Genomic DNA, 16,136 nt, shown 5'->3' on the forward strand with positions numbered 1-16,136 from the left:
ATGGATTTCGATCGGATTGCACAGCGCTATGAGCGAGATTCGCTGGTGCAGAAATCGGCTGCGGAGCGGTTGTTCGCCATCCTCGCCATTGGAGGGAACGAGGACGTGCTCGACCTTGGCTGCGGCGTGGGGAACCTGACAAGGAAGATCCGGGGGATGACCACCGGGGGGGTGGCAGGAGTAGACCCGGCGGCAGGTATGGTGCGGGAGGCGTGGGCTGGAAACGCTGGTCTGGACATTGCCCTTGAGGTCATGGCAGCGGAGGAATTAGCATTTGCGGGGGAATTCGACGTCATTTTCTGCAACTCCGCCTTCCAGTGGTTTACCGGTCCTGCAATGGCCCTCAACGGATGCCGCCGAGCACTTCGCCCTGGCGGGAGGATTGGTATCCAAGCCCCGGCACGGTCGGCCTACTCCCCAAACTTCGTCGCGGCAATCGATGATGTGGCCACCGATCCCCGTACGCGGGAGACTTTCGCCACCTTTCACTCCCCCTGGTTCTTCCTCGAAAGCGTCGACGACTACCGGCGACTCTTTGAAGCGGCCGGCTTCACTGTCCCCTTCGTCACGATATCCGAGGAGAAGAGTTATCACCATCCCCAGGAGGTCATTACCATCTTTGAATCCGGCGCGGCGGCGGGCTATCTCAATCCCGGTTGCTACGACGCTCCTCTCAGCGAGGCATACCGCGCCGCATTCAGGGAGATCGTCCGCGCCGCCTTCACCCGCCAATCCCGGGAGGATGGGTTGGTGGAGCTTGTCTTCAATCGTGTTTACCTCGTAGGGGTGAGGGAGGGCTCTGCCTTGGCGAGTGAGTAGAAGTGTGATTGATGCTGTTCCGGTCACTTTACCCGTTTCCCGGCTGCCCGATACACGGCAAGGTTTTCCCGCTTTCCCACGGCCACCACGACGACTACGATACGGTTATCGTCAATCTGGTAGACAAGCCGATAGCCGGCATTTTTCAGTTTGATCTTGTAGCAGTCAGCCATGCCGGAAAGTCTGGCCGAATCGACCCGAGGGCGCTCCAATCTCTCGGCGAGCTTTTTCTTGAACTGTTCCCGGATTGTGCCGTCCAGCTTTCGCCACTCCCTGAGGGCCGATTCCTTGAATTCGAGGCTATAGCTCATGGAGTGAAACCTTGACGGTCGGTTCGCTCTCCCGCTCCTTGACGACGCGTGCCAGTTCGTAATCCTCCAGCTTTTCCATCAGCGCCTCGAAGGCATCGGCCGGAATCAGGTAGGCGCTGGGCTTGTTGTGGTTGAGGATTGCCACGGGCGAGCCTTCGGCTTCATTGATAATGCGGGAGGGGTTTTTCTTCAGGTCGCTGATGCTGACCGATGCGCCGGCATAGATACGTTCCATAAAAAGACCTCATTCGTGATTTGATTTCAGCTACAAATATAGGTCTTTTTTGCCGGAGCGGCAACTGCTTTAATCTCCTTCTATTGGGGGCAAGATCGCAAGATCGGAATAGCGCCCCATCACCGCTTCATAGTAGTTTCCTGCCCGGAGGTTACGCCATGCCACCACGCGAAAAAACCATCGACGACCACCGGCAGCGGATCAACCGGGTTCTGCTCCACATCGAGGGGCACCTGGACGAGCCGCTCTCCCTGGGAATCCTGGCAAGAGTCGCCTGCTTTTCGCCGTTCCACTTCCACCGGCTCTTCGCTGCCCACGTGGGAGAGTCTCTCCACGGCCATGTGCGGCGGCTTCGCCTGGAGCGCGGGGCGCTACGGCTCTCCCTTGGGGAGGAGAATGTCACCGAGGTTGCCTTGATGGCCGGCTACGAAACGCCGGCCGCCTTTACGAGGGCGTTTCGCGAACAGTTTGGCGTGAGCCCCACCGACTATCGAAAGGAGAGGGCCATGGAAAGAAGCGAACTGTTGAAAGAGGAAAGGGGGCTGCCGACTGCGGAAGAGGCGATGGCGCTAGATGCTGAAATACGGCAGATCCCGGAAACGAAGATTCTGTTCGTGCGGCGGACCGGACCCTACGGCGAGGTTGCCGCTGGTGCCTGGGAGGCGTTGATGAAGTTCGCCTATTCCCGGCGCCTCATGACGAAGGATACCCGGCTCATCGGCATATCCCACGATGACCCGTCCATCACCCCAGAGGAGAACATCCGCTATGACGCCTGCGTTACCTTTGCAGGCGATGTGAAGCCGGAAGGAGAGGTGGGTGAGAAGTCCATCGCCGGGGGGCGCTATACTGTCTTTCTCCACAAGGGGCCCTATGAGAACTTTGCGGACACCTACCGTGCGATCTTCTCCCGCTGGCTGCCGATCAGCGGCGAGAAGCTGCGGGATGCCCCCTGCTTCGAGGTCTATCTCAACCGGGACCCGCGGCGCACCAAACCGGAGAACCTCAGATCCGAGATCTGGATGCCGGTTGAGTGAAAGTTTAAAATTTTACTATCGCTAAAATTTTGGTTTCGCTATACTTCTCCCGTGAGCACTCTCGCCTTTACCCTCATCGTCATCTCCGCCGTGATGCACGCCCTCTGGAACCTGCTGGTGAAGCGGAGCCGGCACAAGACCGTCTTCATCTGGTGGATGTTCGTCGCCTCCAGCTCCCTCTTCACCCTCACGATACCGTTTCTGCCGGAGCGGTTCCGGTGGCCCGATTTTTCGACCCTCCTCCTGGTGTCGGCCGGGGCGGTCTGTTTCGTTCTCTACCACCTCTTCAACGGCCGGGCCTACCGGGGGGGCGACCTGTCGGTTGTCTACCCCCTCTCCCAGACCTCCATGGTCTACGTCCCCATCTGGGGGATGAGCATCCTGGGGGAGCGACTGACCATGCCGGGGATCGTCGGCATCGTGCTGGTGATCCTGGGGGCCTTCTCGGTGCAGATGGAGCGCCTCTCCCTGGACGAATTCTTCCGCCCCTTCCGCAATCTCGGCTCCTCCACGGTGCGGAACGCCCTGACCGCGGGGTTCATCTACTCCCTCGGCTCCATCGCCGAGAAGGTGGGGGTGCGGGATTACACCCCCCTCTACTTCACCTACTTCCTCGTCCTCATCATGCTGGGGCTCATGTCGGTCAACCTCCTTCGCCCCTGCTACCGCCCCCTCATCGTCGAGGAGTTCCGGGAGCACTGGCCGCTCATCCTCGTGAGCGGTCCGGTGATGATGGCGTCGTTTCTCACTTTCCGCTACGGGCTGAACCTCTCCCCCGTGAGCTATGCCGTGCCGGTGCGCCAGGTGAGCATCCTCATGGGGGTGCTCATCGGCATCCTCTTCCTTGGCGAATCGTGCGGCCGGATCAGGCTCGGTGCGGCGCTAGTGATACTGGCGGGCGCCATCATGATTCGGCTGGGATAGTCCAACTTCCCGAACCACTTGATTTTTTACACTGCTTCCGGCACTGTTAGATGTGTCTCACGGAGACGCGCGGCAGAAAAGGAGGCGGAAGATGCTCGGAAAGCTTGTCTGGCTGGTGATTTCGGCGGTTGCGGCGTGTTCGCTGGCCGTGGTGGCCGGCGTCGCGAACCCGGCGGAGAAGGTGAACGCCCTCTGGCTCGTGACAGCCGCCGCCTGTTTCTACCTGGTTGCCTACCGCTTCTACGGCGCCTTCCTGGCGACCAAAGTCCTCTCTCTCGATCCCCGCCTGAAAACGCCGGCCCGGCGCCTGGCCGACGGCATGGACTACCACCCCACCAACCGCTGGGTCCTCTTCGGTCACCACTTTGCGGCCATCGCCGGAGCCGGCCCCCTCATCGGCCCCATGCTGGCGGCCCAGTTCGGCTATCTCCCCGGGTTCCTCTGGCTCCTCATCGGGGCCGTCATGGTGGGGGCGGTCCACGACATGGTGATCCTGGCGGCGTCGGTGCGGCGCAATGGCCGGTCCCTGGCCCGGATCGCCAAGGACGAGATCGGGCCGGTGGGGGGACTGGCGGCCTCCCTGGCCATCCTCTTCATCCTGATCGTGGCCCTGGCTGGGCTGGGGCTCGCGGTGGTGAACTCCCTGGCCAAGAGCCCCTGGGGGACCTTTACCATTTTCCTTACCATCCCCATCGCCCTCTTCATGGGGCTCTACCTCTACAAGATCCGCCCCGGCAGGGTGGGGGAGGTGAGCGCCATCGGCTTCGTGCTTTTGCTGGCGGCGGTCTTCAGCGGCCACTTCATCCCCGGCTCTCCCCTGGAGCCCATCTTCAGCCTGGGGAAGGGGGGGCTCACCCTGGCCATGGCCGCCTACGGCCTCATCGCCTCCATCCTCCCGGTCTGGATGCTCCTCTGCCCCCGGGACTACCTCTCCACCTACATGAAGATCGGCACCGTGATCCTCCTGGCCTTCGGGGTCGTCTTCATGGCTCCCACCATCCAGATGCCGGCAATGACCCGGTTCGTGGCTGGCGGCGGCCCGGTCATCCCCGGCAAGCTCTTCCCCTTCATGTTCATCACTATTGCCTGCGGGGCGGTCTCCGGGTTCCATTCCCTCATCTCCTCGGGTACCACGCCGAAGATGATCATGAGCGAGCGGGAGATCCCCATGATCGGGTATGGCGCCATGCTGGCCGAGGGGTTCGTGTCGGTCATGGCGCTGGTGGCGGCCACGATTCTCATCCCCGGCGACTACTTCGCCATCAATACGAAGCTCTCCTTCGACGCCATCGCGGCCCTGGGCTTCCCGGTGGAACGGGTGCGTGAGCTGTCGGCCATGGTGGGGACCGACGTGGCCGGCCGCCCCGGCGGCGCCGTCTCCCTTGCCGTGGGTATGGCCTCCATCCTTTCGTCCCTCCCCGGCATGAAGGGGCTCATGCCCTACTGGTACAACTTCGCCCTCATGTTCGAGGCCCTCTTCATCCTCACCACCGTCGACACCGGCACCCGGGTGGCGCGGTTTCTCCTCCAGGAGCTGGGGAGCCGGGCTTTCCCCCGCCTGGGCCAGCAGAACTGGCTCCCCGGCATCATTATCACCAGCTTTCTCGTGGTGGCCGCCTGGTCGTACCTGATCTGGTCCGGCAACGTCGCCACCATCTGGCCCATGTTCGGGGTATCGAATCAGCTCCTGGCGGCCATCGCCCTGGGGATCGGCACCACGATCCTCATCAAAAGCGGCAAGGCGCGCTATGCCTGGACCACGGTCCTCCCCATGGTGTTCATGTACGCCACCACCTTCACCGCCGCGTGGAAGCTGACCGGCAGCTTCCTCGGCAAGGCCGCCGCAGCTGCCACGGCCGCCGAGGCCTTCACCTTGAGGATGAACGCCGGCCTGGTGGTGTTTATGGCCATCCTGGCGGTGGTGACCCTGCTCGACATGCTCCTCAAGTGGCGCGGCTACCTCTCCGAGCGGAGACCCATAACCACGAGCGAGGTGCTGGAGTTCGAGGAGCCGGCATGATCGTCACCATCATTGCGGCCATGGCCGGGAACCGGGTCATCGGGAAGGAGGGCGCCATGCCGTGGCACCTCCCCGACGATCTCGCCCGCTTCAAGGCCATCACCATGGGGCATCCGGTCATCATGGGGAGAAGGACCTTCGACTCCATCGGCCGTCCCCTGCCGGGGCGGCTGAATATCGTCCTCACCCGGCAGGCGGGGTATGCCCCCTCAGGGGTGGCTGTTGCCCGGACACTTGCCGAGGCCCTGGCCCTGGCCGGCCCGGTGGAGGAGGTCTTCATCTGCGGCGGCGGCCAGGTCTACCGGGAGGCGTTGCCGCTGGCCGACCGCATCCACCTTACCGTTATTCACTACGCCTACGGCGGTGACACCACCTTTCCCGAGCTTCCTGCCGATTTCGAGGAAACGTCCCGGGAGGAAGGGACGGGAGAGCCTCGCCACTCCTTCGTCACCTTCGAGCGCCGGAGGTACTGATACCGTGAACAACCGCCGCTTTTCCGTCTTCCTCGTCCCGGCCAGGGATGACCGTCGCTGGGCCGAGGGGGTAATCGCCGAGCTTGCCGCCCGCTACGGTGCACCTCCCTTCGAGCCCCACGTGACGGTCTATGGCGGCTCCTTCGCCGATGATGCGGAGCTGGAGCCGGTGCGCCGGGCCCTTGCCGGGGCCGCGGCGGAGACAGGACCGATCGCCCTGCAAGTAAGGGGGCTTGGCGTGACCGAAGAGTATTTCAAGACTCTCTTCGTTTCCTTCGGAGTAGAACCTCGGCTGCGTAGGCTCCACGAAGCGGTGAAGGGGGCGGTGGCCCGGGATTCGGGCTACGAACTCGTACCGCATCTGTCGCTCCTCTACGCCGACATGCCCGTGGCGGAAAAGGAGATGGCGGCCCGCACCGTCTCCCTGGACCGGGAGGAGATCTGTTTCGACGAGGTGAAGATCGTTACCCCGGACCCGGTCACCGGCTGGAGCGATGCCGGAAGGTGGCAGACCCTCTTCCGGGTGCGGCTCGAGGAGCCGGTAATCCGGGCAGTCCTCTTCGACTACGGCGGAGTGCTGGCCGAAGAGGGGTTCCGGGAGGGGCTCTTCGAGATCGCCCGCCGCCAGGGGCTCGACCCCATCGCGGTGCATGGCGCCGGCATGGAGGCAGTCTACGGGAGCGGCTATGTCCTCGGGAAGGGGAGCGAGACCGCGTTCTGGCGCCGGATGCGGGAACAGGCCGGCCTGCGGGGGAGCGCCCGGGAGTTGTCGGCCCTCATCCTCGACCGCTTCGTCCTCCGCCCCGGGATGCTGGAGCTCGTCCGGGCCCTGCGGGCGAGGGGGTACATCACCGCCATCGTCAGCGACCAGACCGATTGGCTCGAATGGCTCGACCGGCGCGACGGCTTCTTCCGGGAGTTCGACCGGGTCTTCAACAGCTACCGGCTCGGCAAGGGGAAGCGGGATCCGTCCCTCTTCGACGACGTGGCCCGGGAGCTGGGGATCGAACCCCGGCAGGCCCTCTTCGTGGACGACATGCTCGCCAACGTGGTGCGGGCCGAGAGCCGGGGGATGCGGGGGATCGTCTTCGACGACGAGGTGCGGTTCCAGCGGGAACTCAAACGGTTCGTGGAGGCATGACATGCGCGCGATGATCTTCGACGGGCCGGAGAGTGTCCCTTCACCTCACTGAAGTGCCGGTACCCGACCTGGGGACGGGGGGCTGGTGGTGGGGCCGTGGTTTGTATCTGTAGGACTTTTTTGTTGTCAAATAGCTGAGTAGTTGCCGCAATTTGTTAATGCTTAGTAGTGATAATGGATTTATTTTTTAGCTAGTTGTAATGATTTCGAGGCGTTTGGCGGGTTGGGAAATATCGTTATATCGCTGGCTTGAATCTTGAATTAGGCAGGTTGAATCAAGTTCTGTCAGGGTTGCAACGGAACCGCGAGGCGCATCATGGAAACGTCACGTGTTGAAGAATGGTTTGAGCGGGGGGTAGAGGCCCTGGGGCATGACCAGGTCTATCTGGCGCGGAGCTGTTTCGAGCACGTTGCTCGGGTGAATCGGCATCCCGCCGCCAGTTCGTACCTTGCCCTCTGCCAAGCGAAAACCCGTGGGAAGTTCAGCGACGCCATTGCGCTGGCCCGGGAGGCCATTGCCCGTGAGCCGCACAACCCGCTCCTCTATCAGAACCTCGGGCGCATCTACTGTCTGGCCGGGATGAGGATGGAGGCGGTCGAGATTCTGCGCGAGGGTGTGCGGCGCGGGGCAGGGGAGGAGGCCGTTGCCGAGCTGAACCGGATCGGCACCCGGAAGCAGCCGCCCTTCCGACGGCTCCATCGCAATCATCCCCTCAACAAGTATGTGGGAAAGCTCCTGGCGCGGCTCAGGCTGCGGTAGACGGGGAGAATAAGCAAAGGGCGTCCGGATGGCCGGGCGCCCTTTGCTTTTTAGGTCTGCTAGAAAACGAAACCGAGGGTTACCTGGAATTTGTCGTTGTCCAGCGGTTTCTCGCCCCCGCTGCGGTGATCGTCGTAAATCTGGTAGTCGGCCTTGATGGCGACGGTGGGAACGGGCTTGAAGGAGAAACCGAAATTGGTGTAATTCCGGTCGTATTTGCCGCTTGTCTTGGTGGGGTCGGCGATGCTCCCCTGCTGGGTGTCGAATTCCGAGTAACGGGCAAAGGCGACCAGGTCGGCCTCGGCGAGTTTTCCGGTTTTCAGGGCGGCGGGCATCAGGTGGTAGGCCCCCTCGACCCAGTAGCCCGACATCCGGTGGCCGATGTCGCTTGCCAGGAGCCCCGGTTTGTCCTGGATTACCTGGACGTATTCACCGGCGATCTCGAAGTCGCTGATGCGGTACTTGCCGTCAAAGGCCAGGATGGTGGTGTAGGCGTTGTCCGACCCCTTGGGCGCCGAGTTGGCCGTGTAGAAGGAGAAGTTGGTGTAGAGGTTGGTGACGGGGCGCAATTCGAGTCGGCCCGTAAGCGCCTTTCCCCGGTTGTTGTCTTTGTTCATGTCCTGGCGGCCATCGCGCAGGCCGTTTTTGGCGGAAAATTCCTTGCCGTCAAGACCGTTCATGACGAGGAGCTGGTAGTCGGCCCGGTCCCCCAGGGAGCCGTGGATGCCGATTCCCATCTCCCTCCAGGTGGAGGGGATCAGGTACTTGTCCAGGTCGGGCCGTTCGGAGGAGTTGAAGTTGGTGGGCTCATGGTAGAGGTTGATGGCCCCCACCGGCACGAGCATGATCCCTGCCTTTACGTTGAGGGGGCGGAACAGTTTGAAGTCGAGAAACGCCTGCTCGACGACCACTTCCCCGGAGAGTTCGTCGCCTTTTACTTCATCGTTGACCCCGCCATGCTCCCACTCAAGCTCCGCGTTGAGGGTGATCCAGTCGGCCAGATCAGAGTTGACGTAGAGGACGAAGCGGTGCGGGTCGAAGGTATTCCCCCCCTTGCCGTTGCCGTTGTCGCTCTTCATGATGTAGTCGAGCTCGCCGTAGCCGCCGATCCGTGTCCGGTCCCAGACAGTTTTCAGGTACCCCTCACCCTGAGGGGCGGGCGCTGCCGCCGGTTTTTGGGCCTTTTCCGCCTGGAGCGCCTTGATCTGGCCGCTCAGATCATCGAGCTGGTGTTGCAGTTCGTCCACCGTGGCCGCGCTTGCCAGGGTGGCGGCAGCGAGCAGGAACGATGCGGTTGTGGGAATGATGAAGCGTTTCTTCATGGTGCGATTCCTCCTGTGATGGTGTGCATGGTGAAAAGCTCCGCCGTTCGGCGAAGGACTTCCACCAGATGAAATGCGAGAAATTGAAATTCATATTCATGCAGGTGACGCACTGCCCCCTGTACGGGTACGGCTGATGGATTTGCAAAAAAAGCCCGACTCGACGCAGGTTATGCTTAAAAATGAAAGTCTTTTTCAAGTATCATGGTCCGACCGGCCCGGTCAAGAGGGGAGAGTATTATTTCCGTCCAATGTTGTGGCTGCCGTTGACGGAGGGCGCAATCCGGTGCTACCTTGTGCGCCATGGAATCGACCCGCACCGAAGCCATCGTTCTCGCCGCCATGGACTACCGGGAGAGCGACCGCATCGTCACCCTCTTCACGCTTCAGTACGGAAAGGTGCGGGGGGTGGCAAAGGGGGCCAAGCGGAGCGCCCGCCGCTTCGGCCCGGCCCTGGAGCCCTTCGCCCGCATCGGCGTGGAGCTGGTGGTGCGGGAAGGGCTCTCCTCGCTCCGGGGGGCCGATATCGTCACCCTCTATCCCGGCATCCGGCGTGACCTCCGCGCCATCGGCCTCGCCGGCTACGCCGTGGAGCTCGTGGACCGCTACCTTCCCGACGGGGCGCCGAGCCCCCGGCTCTTCCGGCTTCTGTCCTCCTATCTGGAGCGGCTCGACCAGGGGGAACCGCTGCCGTCGGACCGCCGCTTCTTCGAGGCCAACTTCCTCAATATCCTCGGCTACCGGATATCTCTGGACCATTGCGCCTCCTGCGGCGTGGAGCTTCCGGCAACTGCCGAGCGGCGCACCGGAGCATCGGGGATGATCCTCTGTGCCAATTGCGGTCGGTACGGCGCATCGGTCGGGCCGGAAGCCGCGGCGCTCCTGGGCCGATGCATCGCCACGGGGCGGTTCGGGGCTGTGCTCTTCTCCCCTCAGTCCCTGCGGGAGGCCGGTACCCTCCTGGACGGCGCCATTGCCGCCCACCTCACCCGTCCCCTCAACTCTCTCGCCTTTCTGAAACAGATTGAACCCGATTAATCCTTGACACGACCCGCCGGACAATGTAATCTTTCCGACTCTAATTGCCCGTAACTTGGACTGTTTTTAAGTTTCATCAAACACTGTTTATAACGGGTAAAGAACTCTCATTTTTCTGCCGACGGAGGAGCCGTTTTGACCTTTCAAGACCTGATTCTCTCCCTCCAGGGGTACTGGGCCAAACAGGGGTGCGTGATACAGCAGCCCTATGACACCGAAAAGGGTGCCGGTACCTTCAACCCTGCCACTTTCCTCCGCGTCCTGGGCCCTGAGCCCTGGAACGTTGCCTATGTGGAGCCCTCACGCCGTCCCACCGACGGCCGCTACGGCGAGAACCCCAACCGGCTCCAGCACTACTACCAGTTCCAGGTCATCATGAAGCCGTCCCCCCTGAACATCCTGGACCTCTACCTGGATTCACTGCGGGCCTTCGGCATTGATCCCCAGAAGCACGATATCCGCTTCGTTGAGGATGACTGGGAGTCCCCGACCCTGGGGGCCTGGGGCCTTGGCTGGGAAGTCTGGCTCGACGGCATGGAGATCACCCAGTTCACCTACTTCCAGCAGGCCGGCGGCATCGACCTGAAGCCGGTCTCCTCGGAGATTACCTACGGTTGCGAGCGGATCGCCATGTATCTGCAGGGAGTGGACAATGTTTACGACCTGGAGTGGATCAAGGGAGTCAGCTACGGCGACATCCACCACCGGAGCGAGGTGGAGTTCTCCACCTACAACTTCGAGGAAGCGGACGTGGCGATGCTCCTCCAGCTCTTCACCATGTACGAGAAGGAGTGCGTCCGGCTGGTGGAACGGGGACTCGTGCTTCCGGCCTACGATTTTGTCATGAAGTGCTCCCATACCTTCAACCTCCTGGACGCCCGGGGCGCCATCTCGGTCACCGAGCGGGCCTCTTACATCGGCCGGGTGCGAAACGTGGCGCGCCTCTGTGCCGAAGGGTATCTGAAACTGCGCGAAAGCCTCGGCTTCCCGCTCCTGAAAGGAGGCCGCTAGCATGAAAGAGTTGTTCCTTGAGATAGGCACCGAAGAGATCCCGGCGGGCTTCATCCCGAAGGCCATGGCCGATATGGAGGCCCTGCTGGCGAAGGAGCTTGAGAATGCCCGCATCTCCTTCGACGACATCCGGACCCTCGGCACCCCCCGTCGCCTGGCCCTGACGGTGAAGGGTCTTCCGACGGTCCAGCCCGATGCGGAGATCACTGCCATGGGGCCGGCCAGGAACGTAGCCTTCGACGCCGAAGGAAAACCCACCAGGGCTGCCGAAGGGTTTGCCCGGGGGCAGGGGGTGGACGTGGCGTCCCTCACCCTCGTCGCCACTGAAAAGGGTGAGTACGTGGCCGCCGTCCGCAAGGAGAGCGGTCGCCCCGTGCCGGAGCTCCTGGCCGAGATCCTGCCGCGGCTTGTTGCGAATATCCCTTTCCGCAAGTCCATGCGCTGGGGTGCTCTCGACGTCCGCTTCGCCCGCCCCATCCACTGGATCGTGGCCCTCTTTGACGGCGTCGTGGTTCCCTTCACCTTCGGGAACATCGAAAGCGGCACCATTTCCCGGGGGCACCGCTTCATGGCCAACCAGCCCTTCCCGGTGCGGGACTTTGCCCACTATCTGGAGGAGTGCGAGCGCCACTTCGTCATTCCCGACCCGGAACGGAGACAGGAGATCATCCGGCGGGAGATCCACCGGGTTGCCAAGGCCGCCGGCGGGCATCTTCTCCCCGACGAGGGGCTTCTGGAGGAGGTCTCCTTCCTCTGCGAGTACCCGAGCGCGGTTCACGGCACCTTTTCCGCCGAGTTCCTGAAGGTTCCCCGGGAGGTTCTCATCACCTCCATGCGGAGCCACCAGCGTTACTTCTCCATTGTCGACGACGCCGGTAAGCTCATGCCCGGTTTCATCACCATCAACAACACCCTCACCGAGGATCCCACCGTGGTGGTCAAGGGGAACGAGCGGGTGCTCAGGGCCCGGCTCTCCGATGCCCGTTTCTTCTTCGAGGAGGACCAGAAGGTCAAGCTGGAGACCCGGGTGGAATCCCTGAAGAACGTGGTCTACCAGCAGAAGCTCGGCACCTCCTACGAGAAGATGGAGCGGTTCCGGGACCTGGCCGAGGGACTGGCCGATCTCCTGAACCCGGCGGTGCAGGGGAAGGTTTCCCGTACCGCGTTCCTCTGCAAGGCGGATCTCGTCTCCGGCATGGTGGGTGAGTTCCCCGAGGTGCAGGGGATCATGGGGCGCGAGTACGCCCTCATCGAGGGGGAGGATGCCGAGGTGGCCGCGGCCATCGCCGAGCACTACCTCCCGACCCAGGCGGGGGGCGAGCTGCCGGCGTCGGACATTGGCGCTTTTGTCTCTATGGCCGACAAGCTGGACACCATCTGCGGCTGTTTCGGCGTGGGGCTCATCCCCACCGGTTCCGCCGACCCCTACGCCCTGCGTCGTTCGGCCCTGGGGATCATCAACATCATCCTCGACAAGGGGTACCGCCTCTCCCTGGAGGCGCAGGTGGACAAGGCCCTCGGGCTCCTGGCCGCGAAGCTCACCCGTCCGGCCGCCGACGTGAAGGTCGACGTTCTGGAGTTCTTCCGGGGCCGGTTCGTGAACCTGATGGCCGACCGCCATGCCTCCGACGCGGTGGATGCCGCCGTGGCCGCCGGCTGCGCCGATCTCGTGGATGCCGCCGCCCGGATCGCGGCCCTTTCGGAGTTCAGGTCGCACCCCGACTTCGAGCCTCTGGCCGTGGCCTTCAAGCGGGTCGGCAACATCGTGAAGGAAGGGGTGGACGCCCCTGTGGATACGGCTCTCTTCCAGGACGCCGCCGAGGGGCTCCTCAACGATGCCGTCCAGGGGGTTGCCGTATCGGTGCGCGAGAAGATCGCAACCGGAGCCTATCTGGAAGCCCTCACGGAGATCGCCGCCCTGCGGGGACCCGTCGACACCTTCTTCGACAAGGTCATGGTCATGGCCGAGGACGAACGGGTCCGGACCAACCGTCTGGCGCTCCTGACCGGGATCGCCCGGATGCTCGGCGCCATCGCCGACTTCGCCAAGATAGCCGCCTAGCCCACGCTAGGCGGCTTTTTTTATGTTTTAGTCCGGCTGAATCTCTGTTGAGTTACGCTTAATCACATTTAATGCAGCTGAAGGGTTTTGACTTTCAGTAAACGGCGGTGTCACCGTCACAACCACAGAGGAGGAGTGCAATGGCTGAAAAGTATGTCTATTTCTTCGGGAACGGCAAGGCAGAGGGCAAAGCCGACATGAAGAACCTGCTGGGGGGCAAGGGGGCCAACCTGGCGGAGATGACCGCGATCGGACTGCCGGTTCCCCCCGGCTTCACCATCACCACCGAGGTCTGCACCTACTACTACGCCAACAATAAGAGCTATCCGTCGGTCCTGGCCGCCCAGGTGGCCGAGAACCTGAAAAGTGTAGAGGCCATCATGGGGCGTACCTTCGGTGACCCGAAGAATCCCCTTCTGGTTTCGGTCCGTTCAGGCGCCCGGGCCTCCATGCCGGGGATGATGGATACGATCCTCAACCTGGGACTAAACGACGAGACAGTGCAGGGGATCATCGTCCAGAGCGGTGACGAGCGCTTTGCCTACGACGCCTACCGCCGTTTCGTCCAGATGTACTCCGACGTGGTCATGGGGATGGACAAGGAGGCTCTGGAGCACCTGCTGGAGGAGAAGAAGGCGGCGAAGGGGGTTCACCTGGACACCGACCTCACCGCCGCCGACTGGAAGGAGCTGGTGGGGGCCTTCAAGGCCAAGATCAGGGAGACCCTCGGCACCGCGTTCCCGGAGAATCCCCAGGAGCAGCTCTGGGGGGCCGTGGGCGCCGTGTTCGGCTCGTGGATGAACCAGCGGGCCATCACCTACCGCCGCCTCAACGGCATCCCCGCCGACTGGGGGACCGCCGTCAACGTCCAGTCCATGGTCTACGGCAACATGGGGAACGACTGCGCCACCGGCGTCGCCTTCACCCGGGACCCATCCACCGGCGAGAACTACTTCTACGGCGAGTACCTGGTGAACGCCCAGGGCGAGGACGTGGTTGCCGGCATTCGGACCCCCCAGCCCATCAACCGCGCCAACAGCAAGGACGCGACTCTCCCCTCCATGGAAGAGGTGCTTCCCGAGTGCTACCAGCAGCTGGTCCAGATCCGCGGCATCCTGGAGAAGCATTACAGGGACATGCAGGACATCGAGTTCACCATCGAGAAGGGGAAGCTCTTCATGCTCCAGACCCGCAACGGTAAGCGGACCGCCAAGGCGGCCATCAAGGTTGCCGTGGACATGGTGAAGGAGGGGCTCATCGACGAGAAGACCGCCGTGCTGCGGGTCTCTCCCTCCCAGCTGGATCAGCTCCTCCACCCCTCCCTCGATCCCAAGGCTCCCAGGACGATTATCGCCAAGGGGCTTCCCGCATCGCCGGGGGCGGCATCGGGCGAGGTGGTCTTCACCGCCGACGAGGCCGAGGCCGCCGGTCGCCTGGGGCTCAAGGTCATCCTCGTTCGGATCGAGACCTCTCCGGAAGATATCCACGGCATGCATGCGGCCCAGGGGATCCTCACCGCCCGGGGGGGCATGACCTCCCACGCGGCGGTCGTTGCCCGCGGCATGGGCAAGTGCTGCGTTGCCGGCTGCGGCGACATCAAGGTGGACTACGCCGCCGGCCAGTTCGTGACCGCCAAGGGGCAGGTGGTGAAAAGGGGCGACACGATCACCCTTGACGGTTCCACCGGAGAGGTGATGCTCGGCGAGGTCCCCACCGTGGCGCCACAGCTCACCGGCGACTTCGGCGTTCTCATGGGATGGGTCGACACCTACCGCAAGCTCAAGGTGCGGACCAACGCCGACACTCCCAACGATTCCCGCGTGGCCCGCGAGTTCGGGGCCGAGGGGATCGGCCTCTGCCGCACCGAGCACATGTTCTTCGAGGCGGACCGGATCGCGGCCGTCCGTGAGATGATCCTCTCCGAGGACGTGGAAGGGCGCACGAAGGCCCTGGCCAAGATCCTCCCCATGCAGAAGGGGGACTTCCTCGGTATCTTCCGGGAGATGAAGGACCTGCCGGTCACCATTCGCCTCCTGGACCCGCCGCTCCATGAGTTCCTCCCCCAGGAGGAGAAGGACGTGGATGCCCTGGCCAAGACCATGGGGGTGACGGCCCAGACCCTCAAGAACAAGGTGGACTACCTCCACGAGTTCAACCCGATGCTGGGGCACCGGGGGTGCCGTCTGGGGCTCACCTTCCCGGAGATCTACGACATGCAGGTCCAGGCCATCATGGAGGCCGCCTGCGAGCTGACCAAGAACGAAGGGTTCACTATCGTCCCCGAGATCATGATCCCGCTGGTGGGGGTGGTGAGCGAGCTGGCGCGGCTTCGTGAAAACACCGTCCGGGTATGCGAGGAGGTCATCGCTCGTTACGGCGTGAAGATCGACTACCTCATCGGCACCATGATCGAGCTTCCCCGGGCCGCCCTGACCGCCGACGAGATTGCCCGTGAGGCAGACTTTTTCTCCTTCGGCACCAACGACCTGACCCAGACTACCTTCGGCCTTTCCCGTGACGATGCCGGCAAGTTCCTGCCGTTCTATGTGGAATCGGGGCTGTTGGAAGAGGATCCCTTCGTCTCCCTGGACCAGAACGGCGTCGGTATTCTCGTGAAGATGGCCGTGGAGAAGGGGCGCACCACCCGCGCCGGCATCAAGCTCGGCATCTGCGGCGAGCATGGCGGCGACCCGTCGTCGGTCATTTTCTGCCACAAGATCGGCCTTGATTATGTCTCCTGCTCCCCCTTCCGGGTGCCCATCGCCCGCCTCGCCGCTGCCCATGCTGCTCTGGGTGAAGGGAACTGAACCTCCGTTAGTCTTCCGTTTGCAAAGAAAGCCCCGGTCACGCCGGGGCTTTCTTTGTTGAGCCTGCCCGTAACACTTCGTAATCCTGTCTAAACTAATTAATAATCAAACACGTTTCTGAAATCGATTAAAGGATTGCCTCTCGGTACCGATAAGATACTAGCGGTCATGTTATC

At 62.8% G+C, this 16,136-nt stretch carries 14 protein-coding genes; 11 read left to right on the forward strand and 3 right to left on the reverse strand.

What is annotated here, in order from left to right; all coding sequences use genetic code 11:
* The gene (locus tag KJB29_RS06825) at window positions 1-819 is read left to right on the forward strand and encodes a class I SAM-dependent methyltransferase (RefSeq protein WP_215733942.1); all 819 of its coding nucleotides are present in this window, start codon (window positions 1-3) and stop codon (window positions 817-819) included.
* Between the two features lie 23 nt (window positions 820-842).
* Here KJB29_RS06825 and KJB29_RS06830 read toward each other — a convergent pair whose 3' ends face one another.
* On the reverse strand, window positions 843-1,130 hold the full coding sequence (locus KJB29_RS06830) for a type II toxin-antitoxin system RelE family toxin (RefSeq protein ID WP_215733943.1): 288 nt from the start codon (window positions 1,128-1,130) through the stop codon (window positions 843-845).
* Window positions 1,120-1,365, reverse strand: coding sequence for a type II toxin-antitoxin system Phd/YefM family antitoxin (locus KJB29_RS06835; protein WP_215733944.1), 246 nt, complete (start codon window positions 1,363-1,365; stop codon window positions 1,120-1,122). Before KJB29_RS06835 ends, KJB29_RS06830 begins: the two co-directional genes overlap by 11 nt.
* Window positions 1,366-1,523: 158 nt before the next feature.
* On the opposite strand from KJB29_RS06835, the gene KJB29_RS06840 reads away from it, so the two are divergent.
* The 6 genes from KJB29_RS06840 to KJB29_RS06865 all read left to right on the forward strand — a co-directional run bounded on the left by KJB29_RS06840 (window position 1,524) and on the right by KJB29_RS06865 (window position 7,720).
* Window positions 1,524-2,402 carry an AraC family transcriptional regulator gene (locus KJB29_RS06840; protein ID WP_215733945.1) on the forward strand — a complete coding sequence of 293 codons (879 nt, stop codon included), beginning with the start codon at window positions 1,524-1,526 and terminating at the stop codon, window positions 2,400-2,402.
* A gap of 51 nt (window positions 2,403-2,453) precedes the next feature.
* Window positions 2,454-3,326, forward strand: a complete 873-nt coding sequence (locus KJB29_RS19680) for an EamA family transporter (protein WP_215733946.1) — start codon at window positions 2,454-2,456, stop codon at window positions 3,324-3,326.
* A 91-nt stretch (window positions 3,327-3,417) separates the two neighbouring features.
* Complete coding sequence (locus tag KJB29_RS06850; protein WP_215733947.1) at window positions 3,418-5,346, forward strand: carbon starvation CstA family protein; 1,929 nt, start codon at window positions 3,418-3,420, stop codon at window positions 5,344-5,346.
* Window positions 5,343-5,819 (forward strand): dihydrofolate reductase, encoded by a 477-nt coding sequence (locus KJB29_RS06855; RefSeq protein WP_246560649.1) that lies wholly within the window; start codon window positions 5,343-5,345, stop codon window positions 5,817-5,819. The genes KJB29_RS06850 and KJB29_RS06855 overlap by 4 nt, the downstream gene beginning before the upstream one ends.
* A 4-nt stretch (window positions 5,820-5,823) precedes the next feature.
* The gene (locus KJB29_RS06860) at window positions 5,824-6,960 is read left to right on the forward strand and encodes an HAD-IA family hydrolase (protein ID WP_215733948.1); all 1,137 of its coding nucleotides are present in this window, start codon (window positions 5,824-5,826) and stop codon (window positions 6,958-6,960) included.
* Window positions 6,961-7,276: 316 nt separating this feature from the next.
* A complete protein-coding gene (locus tag KJB29_RS06865) occupies window positions 7,277-7,720 on the forward strand; it encodes a tetratricopeptide repeat protein (RefSeq protein ID WP_215733949.1) in 444 nt (147 codons plus the stop codon).
* 59 nt (window positions 7,721-7,779) lie between these two features.
* Here the strand turns inward: KJB29_RS06865 and KJB29_RS06870 are convergent, their stop codons facing one another.
* Window positions 7,780-9,042 (reverse strand): porin, encoded by a 1,263-nt coding sequence (locus tag KJB29_RS06870; RefSeq protein ID WP_215733950.1) that lies wholly within the window; start codon window positions 9,040-9,042, stop codon window positions 7,780-7,782.
* A 303-nt stretch (window positions 9,043-9,345) separates the two neighbouring features.
* Between KJB29_RS06870 and recO the strand changes: the two genes are divergently transcribed.
* From recO to ppdK, 4 genes are all read left to right on the forward strand, one after another.
* Window positions 9,346-10,080, forward strand: a complete 735-nt coding sequence (gene recO / locus KJB29_RS06875) for a DNA repair protein RecO (RefSeq protein WP_004512879.1) — start codon at window positions 9,346-9,348, stop codon at window positions 10,078-10,080.
* A 135-nt stretch (window positions 10,081-10,215) separates the two neighbouring features.
* Window positions 10,216-11,091 (forward strand): glycine--tRNA ligase subunit alpha, encoded by an 876-nt coding sequence (gene glyQ, locus KJB29_RS06880; RefSeq protein ID WP_004512878.1) that lies wholly within the window; start codon window positions 10,216-10,218, stop codon window positions 11,089-11,091.
* 1 nt (window position 11,092) lies between these two features.
* The gene (gene glyS / locus KJB29_RS06885; protein WP_215733951.1) at window positions 11,093-13,153 is read left to right on the forward strand and encodes a glycine--tRNA ligase subunit beta; all 2,061 of its coding nucleotides are present in this window, start codon (window positions 11,093-11,095) and stop codon (window positions 13,151-13,153) included.
* A 140-nt stretch (window positions 13,154-13,293) separates the two neighbouring features.
* Window positions 13,294-15,960 (forward strand): pyruvate, phosphate dikinase, encoded by a 2,667-nt coding sequence (gene ppdK, locus KJB29_RS06890; protein WP_004512876.1) that lies wholly within the window; start codon window positions 13,294-13,296, stop codon window positions 15,958-15,960.
* The last annotated feature ends 176 nt before the right edge of the window (window positions 15,961-16,136 follow it).

The sequence above is a fragment of the Geobacter grbiciae genome (assembly GCF_018531165.1).
In the GTDB taxonomy this organism is placed as follows: domain Bacteria; phylum Desulfobacterota; class Desulfuromonadia; order Geobacterales; family Geobacteraceae; genus Geobacter; species Geobacter metallireducens.

Coding starts and splice junctions, on each gene's coding strand:
- KJB29_RS06825 (WP_215733942.1), top strand. CDS start 1: ATGGATTTCGATCGGATTGCACAGCGCTATGAGCGAGATTCGCTGGTG.
- KJB29_RS06830 (WP_215733943.1), bottom strand. CDS start 1,130: ATGAGCTATAGCCTCGAATTCAAGGAATCGGCCCTCAGGGAGTGGCGA.
- KJB29_RS06835 (WP_215733944.1), bottom strand. CDS start 1,365: ATGGAACGTATCTATGCCGGCGCATCGGTCAGCATCAGCGACCTGAAG.
- KJB29_RS06840 (WP_215733945.1), top strand. CDS start 1,524: ATGCCACCACGCGAAAAAACCATCGACGACCACCGGCAGCGGATCAAC.
- KJB29_RS06850 (WP_215733947.1), top strand. CDS start 3,418: ATGCTCGGAAAGCTTGTCTGGCTGGTGATTTCGGCGGTTGCGGCGTGT.
- KJB29_RS06855 (WP_246560649.1), top strand. CDS start 5,343: ATGATCGTCACCATCATTGCGGCCATGGCCGGGAACCGGGTCATCGGG.
- KJB29_RS06865 (WP_215733949.1), top strand. CDS start 7,277: ATGGAAACGTCACGTGTTGAAGAATGGTTTGAGCGGGGGGTAGAGGCC.
- KJB29_RS06870 (WP_215733950.1), bottom strand. CDS start 9,042: ATGAAGAAACGCTTCATCATTCCCACAACCGCATCGTTCCTGCTCGCT.
- recO (WP_004512879.1), top strand. CDS start 9,346: ATGGAATCGACCCGCACCGAAGCCATCGTTCTCGCCGCCATGGACTAC.
- glyS (WP_215733951.1), top strand. CDS start 11,093: ATGAAAGAGTTGTTCCTTGAGATAGGCACCGAAGAGATCCCGGCGGGC.
- ppdK (WP_004512876.1), top strand. CDS start 13,294: ATGGCTGAAAAGTATGTCTATTTCTTCGGGAACGGCAAGGCAGAGGGC.